Origin of the sequence: Lysinibacillus sp. LZ02 (assembly GCF_050613145.1) — a bacterium.
Taxonomy (GTDB): domain Bacteria; phylum Bacillota; class Bacilli; order Bacillales_A; family Planococcaceae; genus Lysinibacillus_B.
In genome coordinates, this window is record NZ_CP192507.1 from 2094834 (window position 1) to 2121708 (window position 26875).

The following is a 26875-nucleotide window of genomic DNA, read 5'->3' on the forward strand; positions in this document are numbered from 1 at the left end:
TGACTATTAGTAAAAAGTAAGGGACGTGAATGAATGGAGAGAAAAATAGGTTTAGCAGGTGCTATATCAACTTTAATTGGAACAATGGTTGGTGCAGCAATATTTGTTATGTTAGGTTCTTTAGCTAGCCAAACTGGAAATTCACTTGTTTTCGCTTTTTTAGTCGGTGCTATTCCTGCATTTTTGGCGAGTGCTTATTATATTCAATTAAGTAGCATAGTGCCAGAAAATGGAGGGAGTTTTGTTTACACAAAAAGATTTGTACATCCTATAGCTGGTATGATAGTCGGTCTATTTTTAGTATTTGCAGGTGTAGGTGCTATTGGAATGTTAGCATTAGGGTTTGTTGATTACTTTAAATTTTTCTTTACAACAGATTTAAGTTTAGTATTGGCAGTAGCATTTGTTGTGTTATTCATACTACTCAATATTTTAGGGATAGAGTTCGCTAGTAAATTACAAATTGTGATGGTCGGTTGGATGTTACTAGCGCTTATAGTCTTTATAATCGCTGGGTTCTGGGCATATACAAGCGGAGTAAGTGTAGCTACTGAAGAGACCCCATTCTTCTTTAATGGCACTTCTGGGTTCTTAATGGCAAGCGTTCTTGCCTTTTATTCTTACGCTGGGTACGGTCTAATTACTGAACTAGGTGGGAAAATTAAAAACGCAAAACGGAATGCACCTCTTGCAATTGGCATTAGTTTAGTAATTGTAACGACGATTTATGCGCTATTAGCCTTTGTAGCATTAAAAGTTGTAGATTTAAGCGAATTTATTGCTTTTACGGCTTCTTTACCTATGGCTGCTGAAAAATTTTTACCGCAATGGCTAGTTAATTTTATTGCAATTGGTGGCATTATGGCAATTGCTACGACAATAAATGCGATATTTTTAGTAATCCCTGAAGAATTACGCGTAATGGCCGAACATCGAGATATTTCTCCTATTTTCAAGAAAGTGCATGCCAAATTTAACACGCCATATGTGTCAATATTAACAATTGGGATAATTGCTATTGTTTTAATTTTGCTCGGTGTTTCAAGTACTATTTTAACAACAATGACAGTAGTAGGTTTATTAATAGGAAGCATATTTATGGGAACAAGCATGCTGTTTGTTTTAAAAAAACATAAACATATTTATGAAAATGCCCAAATCAAAATTCCTAAGCCAGTTTTAATTGTTTGTTGTGTTCTAGGGATTTTAACAAGTGCTTTTTTCATGTTAATTGCCTTCCTAGATGCCCCATTTGTAGCCGTCGTTGCTGTTGCATTGGTTATCATCACATTTATTTATATGAAGATTAAAAAACCAAGTAGTGTTTCAGAGGAGGAAATGGGATGACATATTTAACAACGGAATGGACAGATCAAGAAACCGGTGCTAAAGGCTATTTAGTAATTGATAAAATGAAAAATGATTTATGTGCAGGTGGAATTCGTATGAGACCTGGCGTTACAAAAGATGAAGTTAAAAGACTGGCAGAGATAATGACGATTAAAGTGGCAGGATTAGGCATGGATGTTGGCGGAGCAAAGGGGGGAATCGACTTTGATAGTCGAGATCCAAGAGCCAAAGAAGTATTAGCAAGATATTTGCAGGCGCATTTACCATATATTGAAAAAAGCTGGCTTACAAGTGAAGACTTAGGAACGAGAGAATCTGAAATAGTAGAAATTTTAAAAAGTTATGGACTAAACACAAGTGTCGATGCATTCTTTCGAAATAGTGCAGTGAAAGAAGAAATTTTAAGGAATTTACAACGAGCTTTTACAACTAAATATGAAGATATGGCATTAACAGATTTAGTAACTGGGTATGGTGTGATGGTAGCGGTAAAAAAAGTGATAGACCATTATGAAATAAAAGATCCAAAAGTTGCTGTCCAGGGCTTTGGCAGTGTAGGGGCAAGTGCAGCAAAATTTTTAGCTCAACAAAATATTAAAGTAACACATGTAGCAGATATAAATGGGATTATACACTGTGAAGACGGGCTTGATATTCCTTATTTATTATCTATCAAAGATGAACGAGGAAATATAAATCGAACAAAATTACCAACTTCATATTTTGAATCCGATCCTCAGTCGTTCGTTAATGCAAATGTAGATATATTAATTCCTGCAGCGATTGCAGATGTCATTAATGATAAAAATGTTGACGAGATTAAGGCAAAGTTTATAGTGGAAGGCGCTAATCTACCTGTGACAAATGATGCTGAAGAAAAATTAAGAGAAAGAGATGTAAAAGTGGTTCCTGACTTTATAGCAAATAGTGGCGGAGCAGGCTTATTTGTAGCAGTTCTAACTGAAAAAAGTGATGGTACTCCTACAAGTATCTTTGAATTTTTAGAAAATACTTTATCAAATACGGTTGAGAAAATAATAAAAATAGCTGATTCTAATAAAAGTTCCATTCGGGAAGCTGCCAAATATTTAATCATCAATTAGAGGATACTTATGTGTCTACACACTGAAACCACTTGCACAATCGCAGGTGGTTTTAATGGTTGCGTAATTTTCAAGTTAACGACAGCAATTAAGATGCGCTTCCAATCTTTTGATTCCTTATAAACCTATCAAATTGTACTAACGCAACAGGTCATTTCAACACTGTGCTTTTTCAAAGATAAAAGACATACCTTCTTAATAGGAGGGGGGATATGTTAAAAAAGATATGGATGATTGTCGCAATACTTATAGTGGGAATAGCCTTGTTTGTCTTGTTAAATAAAGATTTGGTTCCTAAAGAAGAATTACATACTACTACATTGGCAATGGTTAAAGAAAAACTTCATGAGAAATACGTCGGTGTTGATGTAAAAATAACTTCAAAGAAAGAATTGGTCATACAAGTCGTAGGCGATGAACAATATGTCGATTCCGTAAAAAAGGATATGGCGTCCATTGCAAAACGTGTACTCCAAAACACTACATTAAAAGACTATACAATTGTTTTTGAAAGATGGGAGTTCATTAACGATGAAAATAAAATGATAAACAAAGAGCTTCACCATTTAACAGCAACTCTAATGGAGGGGCTTAAAGTTTACGACATTTTCGAGAATATAACGATAGAGAATCAATCAACCATTATTATTCAAACATCAATAAACAGTTCAGATTTAGAAGCACAACAGTTAGCGATGGAGGTGGAAAGAACCGTACATGACATTTTACATTCTAAGGAACTGAATTCATTATCCAATACTATCTCTTATGAAATTAAAATATTAAATGCTAAAGGAAAAGTAATAAATTAAACACCACCCGCAAATCGCAGGTGGTGTTGTTTTATTGCGTAATTTTCAAGCCAACGACAGCAATTATAATAAACGAAATAAATAAAATACGTTTCCAATCTTTTGATTCTTTATAAAAAATCATGCCGACCAGTGTTCCACCAACGGTACCAATCCCTGTCCAAACCGCATAGGATAAGCCCATCGGTAACGTTTTCATAGCGAGCGCTAAAAAGCTGAAGCTACAAATAAAAGAACCAAATAAAATAGCAAAAGAAGACAAGGCTCTCTTTTGCGCTACCTTGTTCATTCCAATTATACCAAACACTTCAAATATACCAGCTAAAATTAAATAGATCCATGCCATTATGCATTCCTCGTTTCATTCGGTTTAGCGGATACGAGCTTTAAGCCCATCACACCGACAAGTAATAGCGTAATAAAGCCCACTTTAGTGAAGCTAAACGGTTCATTGAATAGAAGGGTTTCGACAATGACTGTACCCGCTGTACCAATACCTGTAAAGACAGCATATACCGTTGCAACGGGTAGCTTTTCATTGGCGATGAGTAAAAGATAAAAGGACAGAACGATTAAAGCAATCACGCCACTCCACATCCAAAAAGAGCTGGCGTATTTTAACCCCATCGCCCACAAAATTTCGATAATGCCCGCTAATAATACGAGCCCCCAATAGCGATTCATGATGAAACCTCCTGTTGTGATATTCCATTCCAAAACACAAGCCAGCCAGCTTGTAAGCGCCGTTCAAAACGCTCATTATTCCCGTATAACATTTCGACGCATAAACTATCGAGTAAAGCTAAATAAGCAATTGCCGCATCTTCAGAACATACGGCTAGCTGATGCTCCGCAAAATATACGCTAAAGAGCTGTTCTAGCGTATCTAAGTAAACATTGACCTGCTCCGCAGTGCCTGCCTCTAAATGCTGTGGTGCAAAAAATGATGTGCGAATAAAAAATTTCGTGGCAACTTGCTCTTGAAAACGCTGCTCCCATGCACGTAATAATGCAAATAGCTTGTGCTGTAGAATATCGTCATGCGTAGCCATAAAATCGCGCATAAAAGCAAGTTCCTGTTCTAACACATCCTGATAAAGTGTCTGAAAGAGCATGTCTTTACTTTTAAAATACGTATAGATGGACTGTTTTTTTATACCAACCTCTTCAGCTATTTGTGCAAGAGAACCACCATCATAGCCATTTTCAGCGAAGTTTTTGAGTGCTGCTGCTTTAATTTTATGAATCGTCACCTTATCACCTTCCTAACGTTCGTCAGTTGAATGATATCACATATATATTTGTGAAGCAACTGATATTTAAACAGTAAAAAATAGGGGATGGGCTAGTGGTAGTCAGATGAAAAAAGGTACAGAAATATATAATTCTGTGCCTTTTATTTTTTATACGTAATCATAAAAAGTCAGCAGGCAAGCACCCCATGAATGCGTCCAATCGCTCTTGCGTTATACGTAATCCACTCATCATTCTAGTTTTAGTTTTTTGCAGTTGTTTCGTATAGTTATTAAAATCATCCACACTTAAGAAATTCTGCAATTGCTCTTGTTTGACGATTCTTCTTTCAAGATGAATCAGTTCAACGAGAGAAGCTTCGATTTCTTGTGAAGTACGTGATTTTAAACTTAACTTGATTCGATTATCATTATGTTTCTTTTGAATTGTTCGTAGTAATACTAACGGGTCTCCTATATATTTTAGTAGTAACGATTCCTCGATATCGTATAAATCTACAAGCTCATTCACATCAAAGTAATCCATTAATAGCGTTTGACAATAGACGAGATGTTTTTTCGATTGTTCGGTTGACTGCATTGTATCAAACTTTTCCATTTCGATTTTCAAGTCAATCGGGTACTTTAGGAGGTCACTAATATGTGCTGAGGAAAAGCCTAATGAGCATTGTCGTACTTTCTTGTCGGACGTGCTGACATCGAGCTCAAATATACTAAATGCATGCCTTTCTAAAAACAGATCATATTGTAAGTATGAAAATAAAAAATATGAATATGAATTGAGATGAGAATAATAAGTTGTGTTATGAAGTGAAAAAGATTTAATCGGAATACATGATTCATGCTGTAGATGTGCAGTGAGTTCATACACCTGCTTTTGAATCAATTGAATAGAATTTTTCACAAAGTAGATATGAGATAGAAGAAATGGAGTGGATTCGGAACAGCCTGATTGGGCAAAAAGTTCCTCCTCTTTTAACGACAAATAATGATGTATGCGTGCATTTGTGCCAAAATCAATGTGTAAAAGTGGATGGAAAAAATGGTACATACACTCAACTCCTTTTTTCGAAACGTACATTATCATCATGCCCCATTTAAAGAAACACCTAAACGTACTTAAGCCCAAAATAAGGATAAATTAGAGAAGCTACTTTAGAATATGGCTATATAAATGATTCAGTTAAGCATTTAAAAACCCTTTCCACAATATTTGTAGAAAGGGCAGTCGTTTATCACTTAATCAATCCACCCTTGTTCTTTTGCAAGGATGGCGGCTTCTGCGCGGGATTCGACATGTAATTTCGTAAAGATTTTGGATAAATGATTTTCGATTGTGCGTTGTGTAACACCTAGTTCAACAGCGATTGCTTTATTCGTCCATCCTTGTGCTACGCGTTTCACAATAGCTAATTCCTTTTCATTTAAAATCGTCTCTTGATCTGTTGATGAAGCTTTCGTTCTTCTTGCCATAAAATCTAAAAAGTCAGCCGGTATTAGGATTTCATTTCGGAGTGTGGCACTAATCGTTTGTACTACCTGTTCTTTCGTTGCGGTTTTAGATAATAATCCGTCTACTTTACGACATGATAGCAACTCATAATAATCCGTCAATTCAAAACCTGTATATAAAATAATGTATGTTTCAGGGTAAGTCGCCTTTATCTTTGCCGCGAGCTCCACCCCATTGATCGGTTTCATATGGATATCGAGTAAACATAGGGTATAGTCGTCACCTTGTAATCGCTCCATGACTGCGTCTGGGTTTTGTTCTGTATGTACTGACCATTGCTCAATTGGCTCAAGTAAAGCTTTCGTTCCGTTTAGTACAACTGGATGATCATCTACTATTAACAGTTTCACAACATCACGTCCTTCATTGATATCAAAATCGATAAACCTTCTGCCTCTGTGGAAGAGATATCCATCGTGCCATTGAATGCTCGAACACGTTCACGCATGCCTTTTAATCCCATCGAATCACTCTCATCCAAATTATCTATATTTAAACCAATTCCATCGTCTTTATAATGAATTTCAACTCCGCCCGGAATCGCTAATACTTCTAATGTGACATTCTTTGCTTGCGAATGTTTATATGCGTTATTTAAGAGCTCTTGTACAAGGCGATAAATCATTAGGGGGTAGGTGGCATCTGTTAACGATAACGGCTCAATTCGCTCCTGCAAAATGAAATCGGCACGCATTTTCATTTTTTGCGTAAATTTCTTTAGTGCTGCTTGCAAGCCCAACGTATCAAGTAGGGGAGGGTTTAAATTTTCACAGTACTCCCGTAGCTCGTAGGACACTTCAAGTAGCTGATCACGAATCGTCTCAATTTTTTGCTCACTTAGTTCACCTTGCTCAAGGTCAAGTTCTCTCGCTAAAAAAAGCTGCTCCTGCAAAATGGTATCATGTAATTCGTGTGCTAAAATGACTTTTTCCTTCTCTACAAATTGCCAGATTAATTTATCGAGCCATGGAATGGATTTTTGTTGCAGTGACATTTCTTGGACTAATTCTTCTACTTGTTTCAGCGTATGTAAAAAGGTATCGCAATACAGCGCAATCATTTCTAACCAAATAATTTCCTCATGTTGCAGTTGAATTTTTTCATCTGGTGAGCCAATCGATAAAATATACTGTTGGTCTGCATTACGATGAAGTAAAAGCTCATAAAAAGGACCGCGCTTTGTTACTTCAAAAGGCATCACAGAAATTTGCTGCGCGGGCATCGTATAAATGGCCAATGCCTCAAAGCCAAGCTTTTCTTTCACTTCTTTTAAAACGATATCCGTTAACTGTACTTCTGATCGCGCTTTACCAATTCGTTGAATGACAGCATATAAGCCATGAATCGAACGCCCATTTGTTGTGACGAGCAGCTTTCGTTGTTGAAAGTCTACTTTCTCTTTCACATAAAGGAGTATAAACGTAAGAATGAGCGTTAAACAAAACAAAATCAATGCATCCTGAACATCAAAAACATCCCGCCAAATAACCGTAATGAACGCCGTTAAAACTGTAGCTGTTATAACGGATATATTCCCATAATAGCGGATTCGGGAAAGGTGATATTGTAAACCAAACAGCCGCTCCGTTAATTGGGTAAAAATAAAACTAAACGGAATGAATAGTAAAAACACAGCTAAAATTTCAGATGACACAAGAGGTCGCTGAAACAATACTTCAGGAACAACAAATAAAAAGACAAACGGTAAAATAGGTAAAATGCAACTATAAATTAAAAATTTAAGCTGCAATCGCTTTGAAATCGTATAGCCATATAGCAAAATCCCAAACACCGTTAGTAAACCGGTAGAGAAAAATACAAGTGTACCCCATCCAGCAAATGTACTAAACGCATTGCTCCATATAGCACGAATACTGATAAAGAATATCGCAATAGGAAAGCTATATATAAACATAAGATTTTTCGTATAAGGCCATCGCACTCGTAGTAGAGCAAAGTAATTGCGTAAAAAATGCACCAATATACTAATTCCGAGTAACATAGCGGTTGAAATCGTTACACTACCAATATGGTTACCTCGGCTTGAAGCACCTGCACTAATATAAGCAAGTGATACAGCCAGTAAAAACAAAATGAGCATCGGTAACAGCTGATTTTGCTTATAACGATATAAATAACAAGCTGTCAGTAACGTAATGATAAAATAAATACACGGAATGACAAAGTGCATATAAAACATATACGGTAAATCTGCGTTACTCACCGTGATGTCCTTTACTTCTGTATGATGAAGCACTTGAAGTTGAGTGGCAGTCGAAATATCTGTTGTCCCTACCTGTACTGGCTTCTCATCTACTAATAACAGAAAATCCCCAACGGCAATCCCTTGTTCCTTTGCCCATTCTTCAGCCCATATCGATTCAATGGTCCAGCCATCATCCTGTTGTTGAATCTGTATGCCAACCAATGGCTGTTGGTACGCGACCGTTAGCACATACCCCCCCATGACAATATAAAAAAACATTGCTATGTAAAACCAATATTGTTTTAAGCGTTTTAAAAAATCCATATAACTCCCTCACTTGTTATGACTATATCTATTATCAACGAACCACACCTCTACGTGAAGTAGTTATGGATAATTTTCGGAAAATAATAAAATAGGGAATACGGCACCGAAAGGAATTTTTCGGAAAGCCGAAATCGTTTTTTCGGTACTCATCATGGTATGGTAAAGTTAGAAATTTAGTTTAGGAGTGGCATATATGGATCAAGAAGTAAAAAATGATTTATTATTACTTTCAAGTATACTGGGTGTTGTTTTATTAATGGCTTTTTTTGCGTAAATCAGGTGCAAACCGTTGTGAATAGGACGGGAGAATCAAATTGAGTAAAAAGAAATTTATCTTGCAGGGAGCTCTATTTGGGGCAGTTGTTTCTTTCTTAATTGCGTCTATATTTACGATGGTGGTAAGAATGGTGGTAGGTGGTTATCTTTTCGGCACTGTTTTGAATTCCGGAGAACGATGGTTGTATTTTGCTGTCATCATTCCATTTAGTATGGCATTTGCTTGGTTAGGTGGCTATTTCTTTGACAAAAAACAAGTACGTACAAAAACACTTTGGAAAATCAGTTTTATGACCACACTTTTTATTCTTCTTTATTGCGGAACAATCGGCGTTATATTTTGGGAAAGCATCATTCAAGGGAAATTTGAAACAATTAATGTTTCAGATACATTAGGATGGGGGATGTTTTATGCTTTCGTTTTAACACCATTCTTCACGCCTATTACACTACTACTTATTAACGTCTTTACTGAACTTATCTTAAAATTGGAATCTTACACAGACTGAACGGAAAAGACCTGATTCTACGCAAAATCGTAGAGTCAGGTCTTTATGTATTTGAAACTTTTCTTGATCGTAACCGTAAAATAATAAGGAATAATTTTCCTGAATTAAGTATTACACACTCTAATTAAGGAGGTAGTTCCATTTGAAGATGATAAGATGGCTGCTTATAACCATTATCGCTTTAGGAAGTATCGCGATCGGCGTTGGTATTTGGCTGTTTCAGAAGGACAGTCCAGAGTACGTAATTCAATTTATAAAGGGCAAAGCAGCAAATCAAGATGTAGCGCTTTCCATTCACTACAATGGGCACAGTTGGATAGAGGTCAATGAATATGAGCCTCTTCCGCTAGCAAGTACGGTCAAAATGATTGTTGCGATTGAATATGCAAAACAAGCTGCAGATGGGCGGATTAACCCTGAACAAAAAGTCAGTTTAGAGGAGCTGGATCATTTTTATATCCCGAAAACAGATGGGGGCGCACATGCTGCGTGGTTAGCTGACATTAATGCGAAAGATGATGTACCGTTGAGCGAGGTAGCGAATGGGATGATTGCCTATAGCTCCAATGCAAACACCGAATATTTAATGCAGGTGCTAGGGCTTGAGTCTATTAATGCTGTGCCAAAAAGCTTAGAACTTAGTCATCACGAGCCTTTGTATCCGATTGTCAGTGCATTATACATATCTGTTCAGTTGATGAATGAAAAAGGACTAACGAAAAAAGAAGTAGTAAATGAACTAAAGAATATGGATATGGATGAATACCGAAACCGTGCCATAGCTATTCATGAGAATTGGTTACATCAACCGCTGACCAAACAAGAAAAGCAGCAACTTTTAAAGGTAGTGGACATGGATCTTCAAAAGATCTGGTCTGACAGATTACCAAGAGCTACGACTTCAGATTATGTGACGATTATGCAAAAGCTAAATAGCAAAGCGTACTTTAGCGAAACGATACACCACTATTTAGATCCGGTAATGGAACAATTAATGCAAAATCCGTCCAATCGTGAGTGGCTAATGCATGCCGGACAAAAGGGGGGCTCCACCGCTTTTGTTTTGACGAATGCGATGTATGCAACAGATCAAGATGGCAACCAAACAGAATTCGCCTTTTTTTCAAATGATTTATCTTTAATAGAACAAAAGAAACTTTCAAGAAATTTAAATAGCTTTAAGTTGAAATTTCTGACCGATGAAACATTTCGAACACAAGTAAAAGAAGAACTGTTGCATCTAGGGAGGGAGCGTAATTAACTTTTCGCTCTTTGTAGAAATAATAAGGTTGTTTAATTCTTCTGGAACTAAAGGGAGCATAGTAAAGGAAGAATGGTAGCATGGCAGAAACGCATTAAAAGTAAACATTACAGAATTGCATGAAAGGAGGTTATATGGTGATAAAACTAATTGAGTTACGTGTTTTTGAATTGAAAGATATGGAAACAGTCCAAAGGTGGTTTAATGATTTTGAGATTCAACGTCGTCTAGGGGGAATGGTGCCATTAAATGAATGGTATAACTATATTCATAATAATGAGCACTATTTTGTATGGCTGGCGCTTGAAAATAAGCAACCGGTAGGAATGATTATGGTAGAAACAGAAGATGATTTTATAGGTAGTGTTGCACTTGTTGTTAAACCGTCTCTCCGTAACAAAGGATATGGTAGATTAATCATAGAAAAAACAATGTTACTACCGGAAATGAGCGTTATTAAAAAATGGTTCGCAGGAATTGAAGCAGATAATTTTGCTTGTATCAAATGCTTTCAATCAATAGGATACAAACTTGAAAATACACAGCCGGATGAAGATGGTTATTACTCGTTGATTCATTTATAGAGAATCCCATTACAAGCCAAGGATTTATTCTATTGATTCCGTTGTTAATGATTATGATGTGTATTATTATGATGAAAGCGGTAACGAACTATATTAGAAATTATTCAAATGACCAGCACTAAAATTAAGTAGTGCTGGCATTTTCTATTTGCATTATGATAGAGATAGAGATTTGGAAATATTGGTAATAAAGCTTTAGGAGGATGAAGAGCATGAACTTCGGCGATACATTGGCCACATTATTTGTATTAATACCTATCATTTTAGCTGCTTTCGTATTAAGGTGGATTAGAATTATGAAACTAAATAGTGAAACTCAAATAGAGCAAAACAAAGAAATTATCCGCCTTCTGAAGGAATTAACAGAAAAACAATAACTTTCTAAGCATAGCAAGATGTAAAAGAGCGTATCACTTGGCGGATACGCTCTTAAATGCATTACTCTATTTTTGCCTTACGTCGTTGCAACCAAGATATTCCTTTTTCAGCTAGCCCTAAGCACGCAGGAATAAATAGTGGCATGATGAAGACAGTAAGGAGTACAAGGCCAATTAGAACAGCAATGGCTACTTGGATAAGGGTAATGATGCCGGACGGAATAAGTGCAGCGAATGTCCCACCTAAAATAACAGCGGCAGCAAGTACGACACCGCCCATTTGTCGGCAAGCATTGACAATTTCAGCACGGCCTAATTCTTTCGTTTCGTTATAGCGCATCATAAGGAAGATTGAGTAGTCCACCCCAAGTGAAACAATCATAATGTATGTAAAGAACGGTACATTCCAGCTTAACATCTCGTAGCCAAGTATTTTTGTACAAAGAAGTTCCGTTAAGCCTAAACTTGCAAATGTTGCTAGTAGCAAACTTACATCGATAATAATTGTTTGTAAAAAAGAACGTGTGATGATGAATAAAATGACACTAATGCCCGCCATCATAATAATTGCACTGCGAATAAAGTCTTGCTGTGAAATGTCCTGTAAGTCGGCATTGCTCATCGTTTTACCGGCCAGATAAACGTCAGCCTCATTTAATACTGAGTTCTCCACATAACCGTCGATTCGTTTGTTTACCTCGCGAACAATATCCATCGCTTCTTCTGTATACGGATTTACATCGAGAACGATGTTAAATGTTGTCGCTGTTTGATTAGCTAATAAATACGCATCTAAACTTTCTTTAAAGTCTTCGCCTTCAAGTACTTCTTGCGGAATATAGAACGTTCCCGTTTCATTCGTTGAAAGGCCAGCGAGATAGGTATTTGCCTCATCTAAACCATCATAAACTTCACCTAAACCATCTGTTGATTTACGCAAACCATCTGCCAGCTGTTGCATTTGCGTTTGTAATGTTTCTAGACTCGTTTGTAGTAATGTTTGCCCAGCCTGTAATTCATTTAAACCACTTGAAAAGGCTTCTGATTGTGTTGCAATTTGATTGGCTCCATCTTTCGTCTGCTGTAAGCCGGTTGCTAGAGAGCTTGCGCCTGTTCCAAGAGTAGTGACTCCATGTTGTAACTGTGTAAGACCCGCTTCTGCATTGTCAAAGGCTGTATTTGTTTGAGCAAAGCCTGATATAAGCTGCTCGTACTGAGCGGACAAGCCATTCATTTGAACAGATAAGTCTTCAAGTTCAGCAATTGCTTGCTTAGCAACGCCAATGATTGTTTGAATGTATTCATTTGATGCAGCTTCTGGTGTTGTTTGGATATAAGCCTGCATAGAAGTTAAAATCGCTTCGTAACCTTGTTTAGAAGAGCTTATCAGTTGCTCCATTTGTATAAATACTGGCTGAAGCTGAGTGAAGCCTGCCGCAATCGTTTCATAGTTTTGCTGTAGGGTAGCAAAGCCAGTTACCACTTCAGCAAGACCACTTTCTACTGAGCTTGCACCAACTGCTAATTCATTTGCCCCAGCTTTAGCACTAGTTGTACCAGTTGCTAGTTTATTTAAGGCATTTTGTAAACTTGCTGCCCCAATTTGTAATTGTATGGTTCCATCAATTAATGTTTGCACACCACTTAAATCTTGCTCTTTCTCCAAGTCAGCTTGTGCTTCTGAAAACCCATCTTTTATCGTGCTAACACCATCTTTTATCGTGCTAACACCATCTTGTGCGCTGGTTAAGCCTTCTTCAAGTGTAGAAGATTGCTGAGCGATATATAGATCTTCGATTCGTTTACCTTCAGGACGTGTCACACTGTACACAGAAGCTACACCTGGTGTCCCTTTAATGATTGCTGCTACTTCATCAAGTGCTTGTAGATTTTGCTGTGTCGTAAGTACTTCATCATGCTGAATAACAAGCGTCGTTGGGGCACTCATTCCTGCTTCGTAGTGTTCTTCAATGACTAAAATCGCTTGCTTCGATTCATATTGATTATCAATTTCCACTAGATCATTGTAATTCAGCTCAGCTGAGTACGTTAAGATAAACGGAATGGACAAAATACCAACAAATAGAATCGCCACAAGAGGACGTAGGAACCCTAATTTAGCTAGAACTGCCCATAATTTATTATCCCCGTGCTCTTGAACTTTTTTAACTGGCCAAAATAATTTAAAGCCGAGTAAGCCCATAAAAAACGGATTTAATGTGAGCAATACCAGTAACAAGACAAAGACGCCTATAGCAACTCCTGATGTTGCTTTGTACATTTGAAACTGAGAGAAATACAGCGCGATAAACCCAATCAATACAGCTATTCCACTGTAAATAACCGTTTTTCCAGCCGTTTTGTATGTCTCACTAATCGCTTTAAGTACGTGTCCTGTTCGAGCAAGCTCTTCCTTAAAACGTGTAAACAATAAAATATTATAATCGGTACCAACCCCAAACAAAATGACGACTAAGAACACTTGTGTGAATGTAGAGAATGGAAAATTAAAATGCTCGACAAGCAACGTAACAAGAGAAAGTGATACAATGTAAGAAATACCCACTGTTAACAAGGAAATCATTGGTACAACAGGGGAGCGGAAGATGAGCACTAAAATTGAGATAATAAAAATGACCGCAATCACTTCCGTTTTTTTAATGCCTTCTTGTGTCATTGTCGCAAAATCATCGTTAACAATGTCTGCACCTGTTACATATGTTTCAATGGATATATCTTGTAGTGGCTCACGAAGTCTTTCGACTACTTCAGAAGCAGTGCCTTGTTTAGCATCAATAGAAAATTGACTAATAACGGTTGTGCCATCTTCACTAATTAGTTGATTGGCAATCGCTTCACTCTTTGTATGGAGAAGCGAAGCTGTAATGCCGTAAGTCTCTGCATTTTCTGTAAAGTAAGCAAGCACTTCTTCGATTTCCGTGTGGTTACTAGCAGTTAAGCCATTTTTGTTGTGAAAGACAAAAGCAAATGAATAAATAGACTTCCCTTCATGTGAAATGTCATTGAGTAACTCATTTCCTAAATAACTTTCTACATGCTCTGGTAGTGAGATTTGACCTTTTTCTTGTACAAGCCTATCAAGATTCGGCATTACTATTAACATAGTAATGACTACGACAAGCCAAAATAGAAAAGCAAGAGAACGTTTATTTTTTAGTTGTTGCATGTTATCAGTCCTTTGTAGTGAATTTCCAATTATTACTATAGCGAGAAAACACTTAGAAAAACTATAGACAAATCGCTTTAGCTGTATAATTTTTGACAGATTTATATTTTTGTATGAAAAGGGGTAAGTACGTGAAACGCAGTGAGAAAACAAAATTAGAGCTTGCAAAAGCATTGAAGAATTGTATGCAAACGAAGCCGTTAGAGAAAATTTCTATACAAGAAGTAACAGACAACGCTGATTTGAACCGACAAACATTCTATTATCATTTTGAGGATATTTACGATTTATTAAAGTGGACGCTAGAGCGAGAGGCACTTGAATTATTGTATGAACGAAAGGATGAACAGCTTTGGAATGAGGGATTACGAGAGTTGTTACACTATTTGGATCAAAATCGTGCATTTGCAGTGAATGCTGTACAGTCTTTAGGTCGTGATCATTTCAATCGCTTTTTCTATCAGGAAGTAAATGATTTAATTATGAATGTGATTCAGCAGTTTACCGAAGAAATGAATGTTTGCGATGACAAGTATTTAGGGTTTTTAGCACATTATTACACACTTTCCTTTACAGCAATCGCGATTAGTTGGCTAATGGGGGAAATGGATTATACAGTAGACGAGTTCATACAGATGATTGATCAAGCACTGAGAGAGCAATTGACCGGAGCGAAAGTATTATCTAGTGAAGGGAATTGTCAAGGAGAAAATCAGCGTTGTCTCTAAACAGAAGCAACAATTGGATGAACTTTTTTCTAATATTGCCACTGGTGATACCTTAGTTGTGACTCGAATGGATCGTCTTGGTCGAAACACTGTTCAGTTGCTACAGCTAGTTGAACAGCTTCGTGAAAGAAATATCTACTTTTTTATCCTGAATCTAGGAATTGATACAAGAACACTTACTGGTAAATTCTTTTTAACGGGAATGGCCGCATTTAGTGAATTAGATCGAGAAATGATTAAAGAAAAGCAACGTTTTGGGATTAAATTGGCTACGCAAAAGGGCCGGTATCGGGGAAGGGGAAAAATATACGGATAAACATCCGGGAAGGAACCATGGATGGAATTAAGAAAAACAACAGATAAAACGGTAAAGGAGATATGTACCATTATAGGGGTTAGTCAGGCTGCGTTTTATCGTAAACTAAAGGACATTGAACAAGATAGTTAGATCCTATTTGATAATCGTAAGGGAGAATATAATGTACTCTATAGGTAAATTTTCTGAAATATGTAATATCCCCGTTAAAACACTACGCTATTATAGTGACATTGGATTACTAAAACCTTCTTACATAGATCCTGTAACAAACTATCGGTATTATGACTATGACAAAATTCAAATCGTGAAAAAAATTATGGTGCTAAAAAGCTGTCAATTCTCCTTAGTTACGATTAAGGAACTTATTGAAAGCTCTGATCAGATACAATGGAAAAGCATGTTAGAACATAAAATCGAGGAACTTGAGGATCAAAAAAAGCAAATGTCCAAACAGATAGAAGAGATGAATCGGTTAAAAATGCAAATCGAAAAAGAGGCTTCTATAATTCCGGGACCTCTTTTATCCGAATGTTCTATTGAAAATCGAAAGGAAATACTAGTTTATACGATTCGTGAGAAAATAAAGGTTAAATTTATTGATCAGTTAGTTAAAAATTTATTTGATCGAGTTTACGCTTTTAATCTAGTGATTACTGGAAAACTAATGGCTATCTTTCACGAACGAAATTTGAATCAAGAAGAGGTAGATGTAGAACTACTTCTTCCAATAAAAGATACGAACAAAATAGACGGTTGTAGAATTTTAGCTAGTGGGACATACGCATGTCTGACTGTTAAAGGTCCTTATTCAGAGCTGGAAGTAGGATATGAAATGTTGAAAAATTGGATAATGGAACAGAATCTAACCCATGTAGGGAAAGAGATCGAGATTTATGAAAAAGGACTTGTGCCTTCCAATGTTAATATAAGAGAGATACGACCGGATTTTAACATACATCCCTCAGAGTTTATCACCAAAATCTGTATACAGGTTATCAAGAACGATAGTTAAGTAACAGCTTTATATAGAAACAAGGTAAACTCTCCATCTACCGGAGGGTTTATTCTTTATATATACAAAGAAGTAAAGGAGGGAAATTACTATGTATCATCCGAGATTAAAAGGAAATGCTTACGAGGCAGGTAAGCATTATGCAGAAATCCTTTATAAAAATGGATTTCGATTCCCTAAAGTAACAGAAGAAAAGTTACAATTCGGGGAGCAATGCAAACCTATTCTTACTGAATTTGACTCTAGTGTTGTGAAGGAAATACAAGGATTTGCAGAAGGCTGTCATTCTTCTTTTGAAGAAGTAAGTTCTTTTCTTTTAAGAAAAGGCGTATTTGAATTAGCCGGTCAATGTAGCATTTTCTCAGCATTCAATGGAAGAGAAATGATTGTTGGACGTAATTATGATATGCTCCTAAATTTAAAGAAAATAACAGAATCCCCATTAGTTTGTTTTGAAGGCAAAAATAAATATGTAGGTCATTCAGATTGTTTTATTGGAAAAGTTGATGGTATCAATCAACACGGTTTATTTGTAGGAATTACATCCGTTCCTCATAAGGAAATTAAGCCTGGATTGAATTTTTATTTTGCTGTTAAATATATTTTAGAAAATTGTTGTACTGTGGATGAAGGAATAGAAGTATTAAAAAGATTCCCCAGTTCGGTAGCTAATAACTACTTGTTAGCAGATCCATTAGGGAATATGGCTGTTGTAGAAGTTACTCCTAATGAATATCGAGTACGTTTTCCTACTAATAATTATATTCATTGTACCAATAACCACGAAAGTACATCAGTATCTGAAAGCTGGAATGGGAGCAAATCAAAAGAACGTTTTGAAACATTAGATATACGACTTAAAGAAAACGTCAATAAAATGACTCTTTCCATTGCACAATCAATTATGTCAGACACCCAAGGGTATGTTTGTTTAAATTTAAAAGAACAAAATTTTGGTACGCTCTTCTCTGTTGTAGCAAACTTAAATACATTAGATATAAACAGAGCTGAGGGACAACCAAACAGAGCGAAATATGTATCAGATAGACGATTGATAGATGCTGTTTTAAAATAAATCCCTCTTGTCTAATAAAGACATTAATCAAAAATTCGAACTGGAGAGAGACAAATATGAATTCAATTCAAGCTTCTTTTTCTTATCTTGAAGGCAATAGTTATGAAATTGGTAGACGGCAAGGAGAGGAAATAAAAAAAAATCCTAATGCAATGAATGTAATTTTATCATCTGAATCAATAGATGAAACAAAATTTAAGGATACGAAAAAACTAATAGACCAATTCTGTCCTGGTTTAAACGAAGAGCTACAAGGATTTGCAGATTCATTAAATGTAAAGCCTAGTTATCTTAACTTTTTTGATGAAACTTTGCTACAACCAGGGGGATGTAGTTTAGGCGCTGTTTTGCCATCTAAAACAAGTGATGGTAAAACCTATGTCCTTAGAAATTACGATTTGTCACCAGCTATATCTGATATGAGACTCTGTACAACCAAGGTAAAAGGGAAATACAGTCATACCGGATTCTCGGTTTCTTACTTTGGTCGAAGTGAAGGCTTAAATGAAGAGGGATTCTGTGTAGCTTTTGCCTCATGTGGTATTCCAGTTGGAAAACATCCGGGAATGAAAAAGCCTATCATAAAAGGAATGCAGTTTATGGTAATAGTAAGAGCTTTACTTGAAAATTGCAAAGATGTTGAGGAAGGAATTACCTATTTAGAGAATATGCCTATTGGAACAAATATGAATTTGCTTCTAGCAGATGCAAATGGTAACGCAGCTTTAATAGAAACTTATGATGGAAAAAAGGTTGTAGAAAGAGGCAATAAAAAATCAGGATTTTTTATTGCAACCAATCATGCTGTAATGCCAGAAATAATTAAGTTAGAATGCGGGAAATTAGAACAATCTGAAATGCGTTATAATTTCCTGAAAAACAACTTAGAAAATAATAATTTTATTACAAAGAATGAATTACAACAATTAATGTTAAAGGAATACCCTAATGGTGTAACAGTACACAATTTTGAGGAAAATTTCGGAACTGTTCATTCTATACTATTTAATCTCAATGACAAACAATTAGACATTTCTTTTGGTTCCCCTATAAATAATAAAATCTATAAATTAAAAGTAGGAGAAACCTTGCCTTTTAATGAATTAGAAATTTTTATTAAGAACAATAACTATGGGCCAAACTTTTGGAAATTAGTAAAATAACACCTCGAATATCCGAAGGAATGGATAACTCTAAGCACCCTTTTCTAAATAACCTAATACTAATTAAATAGCCACGGATTCTTTTCAAGTAAGAAATCAGTTCTGTAGTTAATATTATAATATTTATAGGATGAGGAGAGATTATCAAGCCCTTTGTAACTAAGAAAGCATATTTGAAAAAATTAAGGAATCTAGTGTGCTATGGAATCTTTTTGATCTTGCCAACAAGCTCGATATTGATTTAGAAGAGGGGGTTTATAAACAAGAGTGAGATAAATATAGGAATTAAGATTAATACTTTTAAAATTTTAATGGTACTGCTAAAAAAAGATTCTAAAAATAAAAAGAGAAGTTATTATATTGGTAATTATTGTAAAGTTTAAATAGAATCCGGTTTTCGTTTTGAAGGCCGGATAATTTATGAACATTTTCTTACCGTTGTAAATCCGCATTTTCCTCACGCTACCCCTGATATTGCGATTAGGGAACTTCGCAAAATCGAAAAACAAATGGACCGGCTACTTACATAACCCATCGACTAAAAGACAGGTGTTGAATTAATATACTAAAATGTGTATATTTGATTACAGTAGGAAATAACATCTTGTTGTTGTAGCTAGGTTTAGAGAGAAGGTTTTTCATGAAGAAATATAAAGGTGAATTATTAATGCTCATTACCGCTGTCATGTGGGGGAGCGGCTTTGTTGGGATGGCAGTAGGCTTAGAGCATTGGAGTGTAATGCAATTGATGGCGCTCCGTTTTACATTAGCAACAATTCTATTAGCCCTTATTTTTAATAAAAAACTAAGGCTTATTTCGAAAAGTGTATTTTGGAAAGGCTCCATTTTAGGCGCTATTTTATTTGTTGCGTTTACGTTGCAAACATTAGGACTTGAGTATACAACTCCATCCAAAAATGCATTTTTAACAGCGATTAACGTCATTATTGTACCTATCATTGCGTACATCATTTATAAACGTCGATTTGACCGCTTTGAGATTATGGCAGCCATCATCGCCATTGTCGGTATCGGATTTTTATCATTACAAGATTCCTTTACGATGAATCTGGGGGATATGTTATCCATCCTGTGTGCCATTGCGTTTGCATTCGACATTTTTTATACGAATGTTTTCGTAAAAAAGGAAGATGCGTTAGCATTAACAATTGTCCAATTTCTCGCGGCTTCGATTTTAAGCTGGATTGGTGTTCTTGCACTTGGTGAAGTCCCAACTTCTGCGAGTACAGAAGGCGTTTTAACCATTCTTTATCTTGCTGTTTTTTGTACTTTGGTTGCTTATGCATGCCAAAATATTGGGATGCAATATGCAGACCCAACAAAATCTGCGTTAATTCTGTCAACAGAGTCTATATTTGGTACACTTTTCTCCGTACTATTATTAGGCGAAATTTTAACAGGAAGAATGATTTTCGGCTGCTTCCTAATCTTCATAGCGATTATTGTCGCGGAAGTGAAGCCATCCTTTAAAAAATCGATTATAAATGCTTAACAGCAAAACTAGGCTCTCGTTTAACGCGAAGCCTAGTTTTTTTATCCCGCATGATTGCGAGTAAATGTCTCATCCTATGTAAAAGGAGTTGAGCTTAATCGTGCGAAAATCATTACTTGCAATTGGCGCGGTCATTGCGACCGGTTTAGCGATTACGTATATTCCAACGATCATGAATGCCCAACAAGAAACTGTCCAAGAACAAACACCTGCTTATGCAAAGTGGGGAAAGGTGGCCATAGAACAAGTACAATCCAAATATCCCAATGCAACGATTGTGGATTACTTGCATGTAGACAGAGAGACACAGCAAGATACAACAACCGAAACATTTAAACTATGGCTAAACGAGGGTGACCGTGAATTTGGTGTCTTCGTATACATTACATTTATAACGGCAACGGAAAAAGTCGTCAATATTCAGTTTGAAGAAACCGCTAAATAGATTTTTAAGCTAATGTTAGTATTCCCATTTGTGTGACCTTGAAATAAAATTTGATAAAAAACAGCTCAATTTTAAGGTAAATAAAAAGAATCCGTTTTGAAAAATAATCAAAATGGATTTTTCTCTTATGTATTACTATGGGGGGTCCTTATCAACAAAAAGCGGAAAACATGCGCTAAGCAAAATTCGGCTATTATTTTTATTAGAAATGCAACTTTGAAAAAGAGTCACAATGTTTTACTTCTTTAGATTTGATTGGCTAAAGGGAAGGGTACACAGTTGAAATTTACAAATAATTCAATACTAAGGTTCCGTCTGAAAAGACATTTTGAGACGGAACCTTTCGACCACCGCAGGAGCAATATTTCTTAATGGATAATTATTAAGGAATAAAGAGGTGTCCAGCACCAAGTTTTTACTTTCTAGCCCCCCCTTTTTTACATACTGATATTTAGGAATAGAAACAACTGTATTGACAATAATGATAAGTGCACTTATTATTTATTAATAAGTGCACTTATCATTTTGTGAATGGAGGTTATTATATGTGGGAATATCAAAATTCTGTAGTTACCACTGTCAGTCCAAGGTCTATTTGGAATTTATATCTAAATGTTGCTGAATGGACGAAATGGGACAAAAGTATTTCAGATGCAAAGCTTGATGGTTCTTTTGAAAATGGAACAACAGGGTACTTAACCCCAATAGGGCAGGAACCTTTATATTTCAGTTTGAAAGAAGTAAAAGAAAACAAATATTTTTCTAATGTAACATACATTAAACAAGCAGGAATTCAAATAAATTTTTATCATCTTTTGGAGACTGAAGAAAATAAAACAAAGGTAACACATGGAGTTATCATTTCTGGCCAAAATGCTGAAATTCTTGGTAAGCAAATTGGTCCTGCTATAACGATGGGAATTCCTGAAGCTATGTCTAATCTTGTTAGCCTTGCAGAAAAAAAATCATTATGAATACAAAATATTGGATTGGAGTAGTTTCAGAAGAGCACGTGAAGTTAGGAGTAAAAGGTGGTTTTGCTCAGCTGTGTCATGGAAAAAGTGCACCTTTGAAAAAGATGAAGGAAGGAGACTGGTTAGTTTACTATTCTTCCAAAAAAACATATCCGAATGGGGAACCTCTACAATCTTTTACAGCAGTAGGTCAAGTTAAGACTGGAGAAGTTTATAGTTATACAATGACTCCTCAGTTCATACCTTACCGAATCGATATTGACTATAGGGATTGTTATAATGCAAGTTTAGCTTCATTAAAGCCTATGTTGATTTTTATAAAAGAGAATGTAAATATAGGGCTGTTATTCCGAAGGGGTCATTTTGAAATTAGAAAAGAGGATTTTATTGTAATTGCAAATGCGATAGGAGTGACTTTAAATGGAATGGAAATCTAAATTTGACACCCCGAAGGAAAGCTCGGGTTTTCTATTATGGCAGGTTACCCAAGCTTGGCAGAGAATGATTATAAAGGAACTTAGTCGGTTTGATTTAACTCATGTACAATTTGTATTATTAGCTGCTTGTGATTTTCTATGTACTTATGGAGAAAATGTTACCCAAAAAAAACTTGCTGATTTTACAGAGACTAATATTATGATGGTTTCCGATGTAGTTCGAACTCTTGAATCAAAAGGACTTTTAAAAAGAACTAAAAACCCTTTAGATAAACGTGAAATTCTACTTTCAATTACAGAGGAAGGCTGTAATAAAGTAAAGGTTGTCATGCCAATTGTAGAGTCAGTTGACGAAGTATTTTTTTCCAATATCAAGGATAAACAAAATTTCAATAAAGTTTTACTTTCACTACTTACACTTAATGTAGATGATAAATGAAAAATCCTCTCAAAAAGATTTAAGGAGAATCTAGGAAAAAGTGATTAAATTTTTTTATAAAATACACTAAGTATAGGCTTGCTAAGGAAACATCTATTTTATTTGATGGGTTTATGGAGTATTTTTAATCAAACTTTGTTTTAACTGACAGTAAAAGCCGATAATTCCTTAACAAAGGAAAATCGGCTTTCTTTATGTAGAAATTTGCTAATTAATTTAAGATTATTTCTTCTAATTCGAAAAAAATATTTCGAAAACATTAATTAAATGAACCATATAAATCAACAAAATCACCGTTGTAAGCATCGATAACAACGGTTGATTCGCCTCCATTATATTTTATCGTTACTTCCCATTGCGTTTGATTGGTTAATTCATTCCAAAATCCACTTTTTTCAGTTAAGTATGTAGTAATGTTTTCTAACGACGTTCCCTTATAAACAATTGATGTTTGCCACTCTTCAGGTGGGTTATTTAAGACGTTTTCTGCATACTTAATTGCTTCTTCTGAACTGATGATCGGGAACTGATACATGTATAAGAAAAGCATTATCATTATGCAAATGAGCCCTACAAGTAACTTTTTCAATGGATACCTCCTTGTCTTTTCAATATTTTAAGTACAATCCTTAATAATCTCACCTAGATTTTAACATAAATATCTAATTCAATTTGAAGAAGTAGCGTACTCGTTCATTCATAACGTATATTTTCAGAAAGTGCCTCGATTTGTGACCAATCTAGTATATGAATTCCTTTATCCGTTCTTTCTACAATGTTCAAATTCGCCCAATCCTTTAATACACGATTTAAATGGCGCTTCGTTGTCCCAATGAGGGAGGCAATATCATTTAAATTCGTCGTAGACATATAGTGCTTTAACTGAATATCTGAAGCAATTGTACATAAATAAGCTGCAAATCTTGTGGATACGGCTGCCAGTGCATTTACTCTCGATGAAATCGTACATGTTTGCAGCTTAAATGTGAGCTCTTTCAAAAGAAGCTGAGAAAATGCACCGTCATACTGCAAATAGGTTTGATAAACCGTCAAAGGAATAAATAAAAATACGCATGCTCGATCTGCAATACAATCAGATTGAACCGGGCACGACTGAAAAATTTCAATATCTCCTAAAATGGCAGGGGGATTACAGTACCTAAGGAGTAGCTCCTTTCCGGTTACTTCTTTTGTTGTCACATAGTATCGCCCCTCCACTAGCAAATATAAGCCATCTATTGCGTCGCCTGTTTGCAGAATGCTTTCACCTTGTTTATATGTACGAAGTGTGAACTTGTTCTCCATTTCTTTCGGGAAACTATAGTTCCATTTTTTTACTGCATCGTTTATATTCATATTATACCTCCGGGACACCTGTCCTACTTATTTTACCAAAAGTAAGCTAAGATTGAAGGGAGGTGAATAGTATGAACTTTGTATTTGATTTAGATGGAACGATTTGTTTTCAAGGGCAACCGTTAGAGGAACACATTTGCGTGGCCCTAGATTTTCTACTACGTAACGGTCATCAAGTCATCTTTGCATCCGCAAGGCCGATTCGGGATATGTTGCCGGTCTTGCCGGAAAAATATCATACATGTGATATGGTCGGAGGGAACGGGGCTTTTACATATCGTCAGGGGAAAGTAAATGTCATGTATTTTTCGAATGACACGACTAAGATATTAAAAAATATTATCAATCAATTTGGACTTACATACTTGGCAGATAGCGATTGGGACTATGCTTACACCGGTAGTGAAAATCATCCGATTTACCGAAATATCGATCCTCAAAAAAGAGCCGTACATCAAGCCGTAGATAAATTAAACGGGATCTGTAAGCTCGTGTTATTTTCACCGCCAAATGCAGTAAAAGAAGTAGTCAAGAAGCTACCTGTCAATGTATTTGAACATCATGCTGAAGACCTTCTCGATATTAGCCCAATGCATATTAATAAAATGAGTGGATTGCATAGGCTACAGATTCATGAGTTTATTGCCTTTGGTAACGATGCAAATGACACTTGCCTTTTTGAACAGGCCGTTTATAGCGTCTGTGTGGGGAATCACCCTGTTTCTGAAAAGGCGACAGAGCATATCAAGCCATCCAGTGTAGCAACTGTAATTGAGCGATTGGCTGGAGAATGAGGGGGGCACCAGAAACTTCACGAAAAAGAGGTGACATCATAAGGCATGATGTTGACCTCTTTTATCGATGATGAAGATAAATAGTAAACTACTAATTTAAATTAATGACCATTGCGGTTTCATCACAAGCGAAAAACTTTGGACACCCAAGACAATCTTTACGTACTTTTTGTGGAATCGTCTCTTTTTCAATAATCTGAAAGCCAAGTTTTGAAAAGAATTCGATTTGATACGTTAATGAAATCATTCTGCCGATTCCTAATTGCTCCGCATCTTCTACTATTTTTTGCGAAATCTTTTTTCCAACCCCTTTGCCCATATGACCTTCCGAAACGGCAAGAGAGCGTATTTCACTTAATGATTCATCATAAATATACAAACTACCTACACCAATTACCTCATTGTCCTCGACTGCTACGTAAAAGCTCAACAAATCTTCACAAATAGAAGCTTGTGTACGAATTAATAATTCACCTGTTTTTGCATACTGCTCAATCAATTTACAAATCCCCGGCACATCAGCTACCTTTGCTTTTCTTATTAACATTTCAAAAACCCCCTTAGATATATTGTATTTTTAAACATTTTTATTTATAAATATAAAATATTTTTTATATTTTTGTCAATTCAGAATTTTATTGATAGTATAAAATTTTAACAGGGACATTTTACAAATCTACGAGGAGGATAATTATGAAAAAAATAAGCAGTATCATTTTGGCGTCGCTTGTCCTAGTTGGTTGTAATCAAGCTATAGTTAGTAATGTGCCACATGCAGAGGGGAAGGTTATATTAGAGGACAATGAATATAGAATGGAATTGGGCGAGTATGAATGGGATGAAGAGAAAGTAGAGGCAAAAAGGGTAGATGAAGTCTCTGTGGAAGAAATAGCAGAAAAATTTGATACCTTAGATGTCATGAAAGATAGCACAGTAAAGATCGACGTAGGAGAAAATCCATCAACAATTAGTGTGAACCAATGGAACGTAGATAAATCAGTTGAGAATGTTGAGGTTACGAATAGTGAAATCACGCTCCCTTCTACTGCTGGCTATTACATTTATGAGATAATTGCAGAATGGGACCAGGGACGAATAACGTATGTATTTGACGTTAACGTTTTATAGATAGGACTCTTGTAACGTTTTGCACAAAAAAAAAGCTTTAACCAGCCATTCGTTATGGTTGACTAAAGCCTATTTGATTTAGCACCTTTTTGTATTAACATTGATACAAAAAGGTGACAGTGAGACAATGAATAGCTACAGGTTAGTTACTTATCAGTCAAAGGAATAACCCCGCTAATGCCACAATCTGGCCCGATTGTTGAACAAAATTAAAAAAGCTATTTAAATCAATAAAAGCCCCATAAACGACCACTTACGGTACTGTCACATTTAAATTAAATTCTGGATAAATAATAGAACCAAAAGACGTTCTAAAATAAAGTATCATCTACACCCTTTATGAAACTCTCTTAGCGTACAAAATTTCCGAAATGTTGGCGAGACCTCTAATAGCCTCTAGTCCTCTAATCTTGAATGTCTAGTATATAAAAAAATACCTGTAGTTAAATTCTTGTAATGCATGCTGAAGTTGTTGTTCAAGATTTTGCATGATTTCCCCCTCAAATCGCCGAATTTTTCGATTAGTAAGTTATACTAATACTATAATAGATAAATTTGAAAGGGAATAAACATGGAGAAATCAAAAAAGCCAAAAGAAGAGAGAAGAAGAGATAGAGAAATTGAAGGATGAAAATAACGAATTTTTTCTATTCCAAGCGAAAAGAGAGTTGAATTTACTTACAGCAGAAGAAAAAGAACGATATCAGTTATGGTTAGAGGATTTTTAACGAACG

28 protein-coding genes and 1 pseudogene are annotated in these 26875 nt (G+C 35.8%); 19 read left to right on the forward strand and 10 right to left on the reverse strand.

All coding sequences use genetic code 11. The annotated features are described in order from the left end of the window. Positions 1-33: 33 nt before the first annotated feature. The 3 genes from ACQQ2I_RS10235 (at position 34) to ACQQ2I_RS10245 (ending at position 3265) form a co-directional block, all read left to right on the forward strand. Positions 34-1347 carry an APC family permease gene (locus tag ACQQ2I_RS10235; protein WP_431026695.1) on the forward strand — a complete coding sequence of 438 codons (1314 nt, stop codon included), beginning with the start codon at positions 34-36 and terminating at the stop codon, positions 1345-1347. Then, complete coding sequence (locus ACQQ2I_RS10240) at positions 1344-2453, forward strand: Glu/Leu/Phe/Val family dehydrogenase (protein WP_431026696.1); 1110 nt, start codon at positions 1344-1346, stop codon at positions 2451-2453. Before ACQQ2I_RS10235 ends, ACQQ2I_RS10240 begins: the two co-directional genes overlap by 4 nt. Positions 2454-2665: 212 nt before the next feature. Further along, positions 2666-3265, forward strand: coding sequence for a hypothetical protein (locus tag ACQQ2I_RS10245; RefSeq protein WP_431026697.1), 600 nt, complete (start codon positions 2666-2668; stop codon positions 3263-3265). Positions 3266-3296: 31 nt separating this feature from the next. Here the strand turns inward: ACQQ2I_RS10245 and ACQQ2I_RS10250 are convergent, their stop codons facing one another. From ACQQ2I_RS10250 to ACQQ2I_RS10275, 6 genes are all read right to left on the reverse strand, one after another. Next, positions 3297-3611 (reverse strand): DMT family transporter, encoded by a 315-nt coding sequence (locus ACQQ2I_RS10250; protein ID WP_431026698.1) that lies wholly within the window; start codon positions 3609-3611, stop codon positions 3297-3299. Continuing rightward, entirely contained in the window at positions 3611-3949 is a 339-nt protein-coding gene (locus tag ACQQ2I_RS10255) for a DMT family transporter (RefSeq protein WP_431026699.1), read from the reverse strand. The genes ACQQ2I_RS10250 and ACQQ2I_RS10255 overlap by 1 nt, the downstream gene beginning before the upstream one ends. Further along, a complete protein-coding gene (locus tag ACQQ2I_RS10260; RefSeq protein ID WP_431026700.1) occupies positions 3946-4518 on the reverse strand; it encodes a TetR/AcrR family transcriptional regulator in 573 nt (190 codons plus the stop codon). The genes ACQQ2I_RS10255 and ACQQ2I_RS10260 overlap by 4 nt, the downstream gene beginning before the upstream one ends. 160 nt (positions 4519-4678) lie before the next feature. Continuing rightward, positions 4679-5569, reverse strand: a complete 891-nt coding sequence (locus tag ACQQ2I_RS10265) for a hypothetical protein (RefSeq protein ID WP_431026701.1) — start codon at positions 5567-5569, stop codon at positions 4679-4681. Positions 5570-5757: 188 nt separating this feature from the next. Next, positions 5758-6381, reverse strand: coding sequence for a response regulator (locus tag ACQQ2I_RS10270; protein ID WP_431026702.1), 624 nt, complete (start codon positions 6379-6381; stop codon positions 5758-5760). Next, positions 6378-8561, reverse strand: a complete 2184-nt coding sequence (locus ACQQ2I_RS10275) for an ATP-binding protein (RefSeq protein WP_431026703.1) — start codon at positions 8559-8561, stop codon at positions 6378-6380. Before ACQQ2I_RS10275 ends, ACQQ2I_RS10270 begins: the two co-directional genes overlap by 4 nt. Positions 8562-8878: 317 nt before the next feature. Between ACQQ2I_RS10275 and ACQQ2I_RS10280 the strand changes: the two genes are divergently transcribed. From ACQQ2I_RS10280 to ACQQ2I_RS10295, 4 genes are all read left to right on the forward strand, one after another. Then, entirely contained in the window at positions 8879-9349 is a 471-nt protein-coding gene (locus ACQQ2I_RS10280) for a hypothetical protein (protein WP_431026704.1), read from the forward strand. 148 nt (positions 9350-9497) lie between these two features. Continuing rightward, a complete protein-coding gene (locus tag ACQQ2I_RS10285) occupies positions 9498-10610 on the forward strand; it encodes a serine hydrolase (protein ID WP_431030494.1) in 1113 nt (370 codons plus the stop codon). A gap of 134 nt (positions 10611-10744) precedes the next feature. Further along, positions 10745-11194: a GNAT family N-acetyltransferase gene (locus ACQQ2I_RS10290; protein WP_431026705.1), complete on the forward strand. Its 450-nt coding sequence runs from the start codon at positions 10745-10747 to the stop codon at positions 11192-11194. Between the two features lie 212 nt (positions 11195-11406). Next, on the forward strand, positions 11407-11571 hold the full coding sequence (locus tag ACQQ2I_RS10295) for a hypothetical protein (RefSeq protein WP_431026706.1): 165 nt from the start codon (positions 11407-11409) through the stop codon (positions 11569-11571). Between the two features lie 61 nt (positions 11572-11632). Here the strand turns inward: ACQQ2I_RS10295 and ACQQ2I_RS10300 are convergent, their stop codons facing one another. Then, a complete protein-coding gene (locus tag ACQQ2I_RS10300; protein WP_431026707.1) occupies positions 11633-14758 on the reverse strand; it encodes an MMPL family transporter in 3126 nt (1041 codons plus the stop codon). Between the two features lie 185 nt (positions 14759-14943). Between ACQQ2I_RS10300 and ACQQ2I_RS10305 the strand changes: the two genes are divergently transcribed. From ACQQ2I_RS10305 to ACQQ2I_RS10350, 10 genes and pseudogenes are all read left to right on the forward strand, one after another. Continuing rightward, the gene (locus tag ACQQ2I_RS10305) at positions 14944-15486 is read left to right on the forward strand and encodes a TetR/AcrR family transcriptional regulator C-terminal domain-containing protein (RefSeq protein WP_431030495.1); all 543 of its coding nucleotides are present in this window, start codon (positions 14944-14946) and stop codon (positions 15484-15486) included. Further along, positions 15440-15934: pseudogene (locus ACQQ2I_RS10310) on the forward strand (recombinase family protein); the annotation flags it as partial. The gene ACQQ2I_RS10305 and the pseudogene ACQQ2I_RS10310, both read left to right, overlap by 47 nt. A 31-nt stretch (positions 15935-15965) precedes the next feature. Beyond that, the gene (locus ACQQ2I_RS10315; RefSeq protein WP_431026708.1) at positions 15966-16817 is read left to right on the forward strand and encodes a MerR family transcriptional regulator; all 852 of its coding nucleotides are present in this window, start codon (positions 15966-15968) and stop codon (positions 16815-16817) included. A 91-nt stretch (positions 16818-16908) separates the two neighbouring features. After that, positions 16909-17892, forward strand: a complete 984-nt coding sequence (locus tag ACQQ2I_RS10320; protein ID WP_431026709.1) for a C45 family autoproteolytic acyltransferase/hydolase — start codon at positions 16909-16911, stop codon at positions 17890-17892. A gap of 56 nt (positions 17893-17948) precedes the next feature. Further along, the gene (locus tag ACQQ2I_RS10325; protein ID WP_431026710.1) at positions 17949-19055 is read left to right on the forward strand and encodes a C45 family autoproteolytic acyltransferase/hydolase; all 1107 of its coding nucleotides are present in this window, start codon (positions 17949-17951) and stop codon (positions 19053-19055) included. A 640-nt stretch (positions 19056-19695) separates the two neighbouring features. Next, the gene (locus ACQQ2I_RS10330; protein ID WP_431026711.1) at positions 19696-20568 is read left to right on the forward strand and encodes a DMT family transporter; all 873 of its coding nucleotides are present in this window, start codon (positions 19696-19698) and stop codon (positions 20566-20568) included. Positions 20569-20668: 100 nt separating this feature from the next. Beyond that, entirely contained in the window at positions 20669-21013 is a 345-nt protein-coding gene (locus ACQQ2I_RS10335; RefSeq protein WP_431026712.1) for a DUF3889 domain-containing protein, read from the forward strand. 545 nt (positions 21014-21558) lie between these two features. Further along, the gene (locus ACQQ2I_RS10340; protein WP_431026713.1) at positions 21559-21987 is read left to right on the forward strand and encodes a hypothetical protein; all 429 of its coding nucleotides are present in this window, start codon (positions 21559-21561) and stop codon (positions 21985-21987) included. After that, positions 21984-22424, forward strand: a complete 441-nt coding sequence (locus tag ACQQ2I_RS10345) for an EVE domain-containing protein (RefSeq protein ID WP_431026714.1) — start codon at positions 21984-21986, stop codon at positions 22422-22424. Before ACQQ2I_RS10340 ends, ACQQ2I_RS10345 begins: the two co-directional genes overlap by 4 nt. After that, positions 22408-22863 carry a MarR family winged helix-turn-helix transcriptional regulator gene (locus tag ACQQ2I_RS10350; RefSeq protein WP_431026715.1) on the forward strand — a complete coding sequence of 152 codons (456 nt, stop codon included), beginning with the start codon at positions 22408-22410 and terminating at the stop codon, positions 22861-22863. Before ACQQ2I_RS10345 ends, ACQQ2I_RS10350 begins: the two co-directional genes overlap by 17 nt. 259 nt (positions 22864-23122) lie before the next feature. Here ACQQ2I_RS10350 and ACQQ2I_RS10355 read toward each other — a convergent pair whose 3' ends face one another. Both ACQQ2I_RS10355 and ACQQ2I_RS10360 read right to left on the reverse strand, forming a co-directional pair. Next, positions 23123-23452 carry a PepSY domain-containing protein gene (locus ACQQ2I_RS10355; protein ID WP_431026716.1) on the reverse strand — a complete coding sequence of 110 codons (330 nt, stop codon included), beginning with the start codon at positions 23450-23452 and terminating at the stop codon, positions 23123-23125. Between the two features lie 104 nt (positions 23453-23556). Then, a complete protein-coding gene (locus ACQQ2I_RS10360) occupies positions 23557-24219 on the reverse strand; it encodes a Crp/Fnr family transcriptional regulator (protein WP_431026717.1) in 663 nt (220 codons plus the stop codon). Between the two features lie 71 nt (positions 24220-24290). Here ACQQ2I_RS10360 and ACQQ2I_RS10365 point away from each other — a divergent pair, with 71 nt between their 5' ends. Continuing rightward, complete coding sequence (locus tag ACQQ2I_RS10365; protein ID WP_431026718.1) at positions 24291-25013, forward strand: HAD-IIB family hydrolase; 723 nt, start codon at positions 24291-24293, stop codon at positions 25011-25013. 91 nt (positions 25014-25104) lie between these two features. Here ACQQ2I_RS10365 and ACQQ2I_RS10370 read toward each other — a convergent pair whose 3' ends face one another. Next, positions 25105-25560: an N-acetyltransferase gene (locus ACQQ2I_RS10370; protein ID WP_431026719.1), complete on the reverse strand. Its 456-nt coding sequence runs from the start codon at positions 25558-25560 to the stop codon at positions 25105-25107. Positions 25561-25706: 146 nt separating this feature from the next. Between ACQQ2I_RS10370 and ACQQ2I_RS10375 the strand changes: the two genes are divergently transcribed. Beyond that, entirely contained in the window at positions 25707-26141 is a 435-nt protein-coding gene (locus tag ACQQ2I_RS10375) for a hypothetical protein (RefSeq protein WP_431026720.1), read from the forward strand. Positions 26142-26875: the final 734 nt, after the last annotated feature.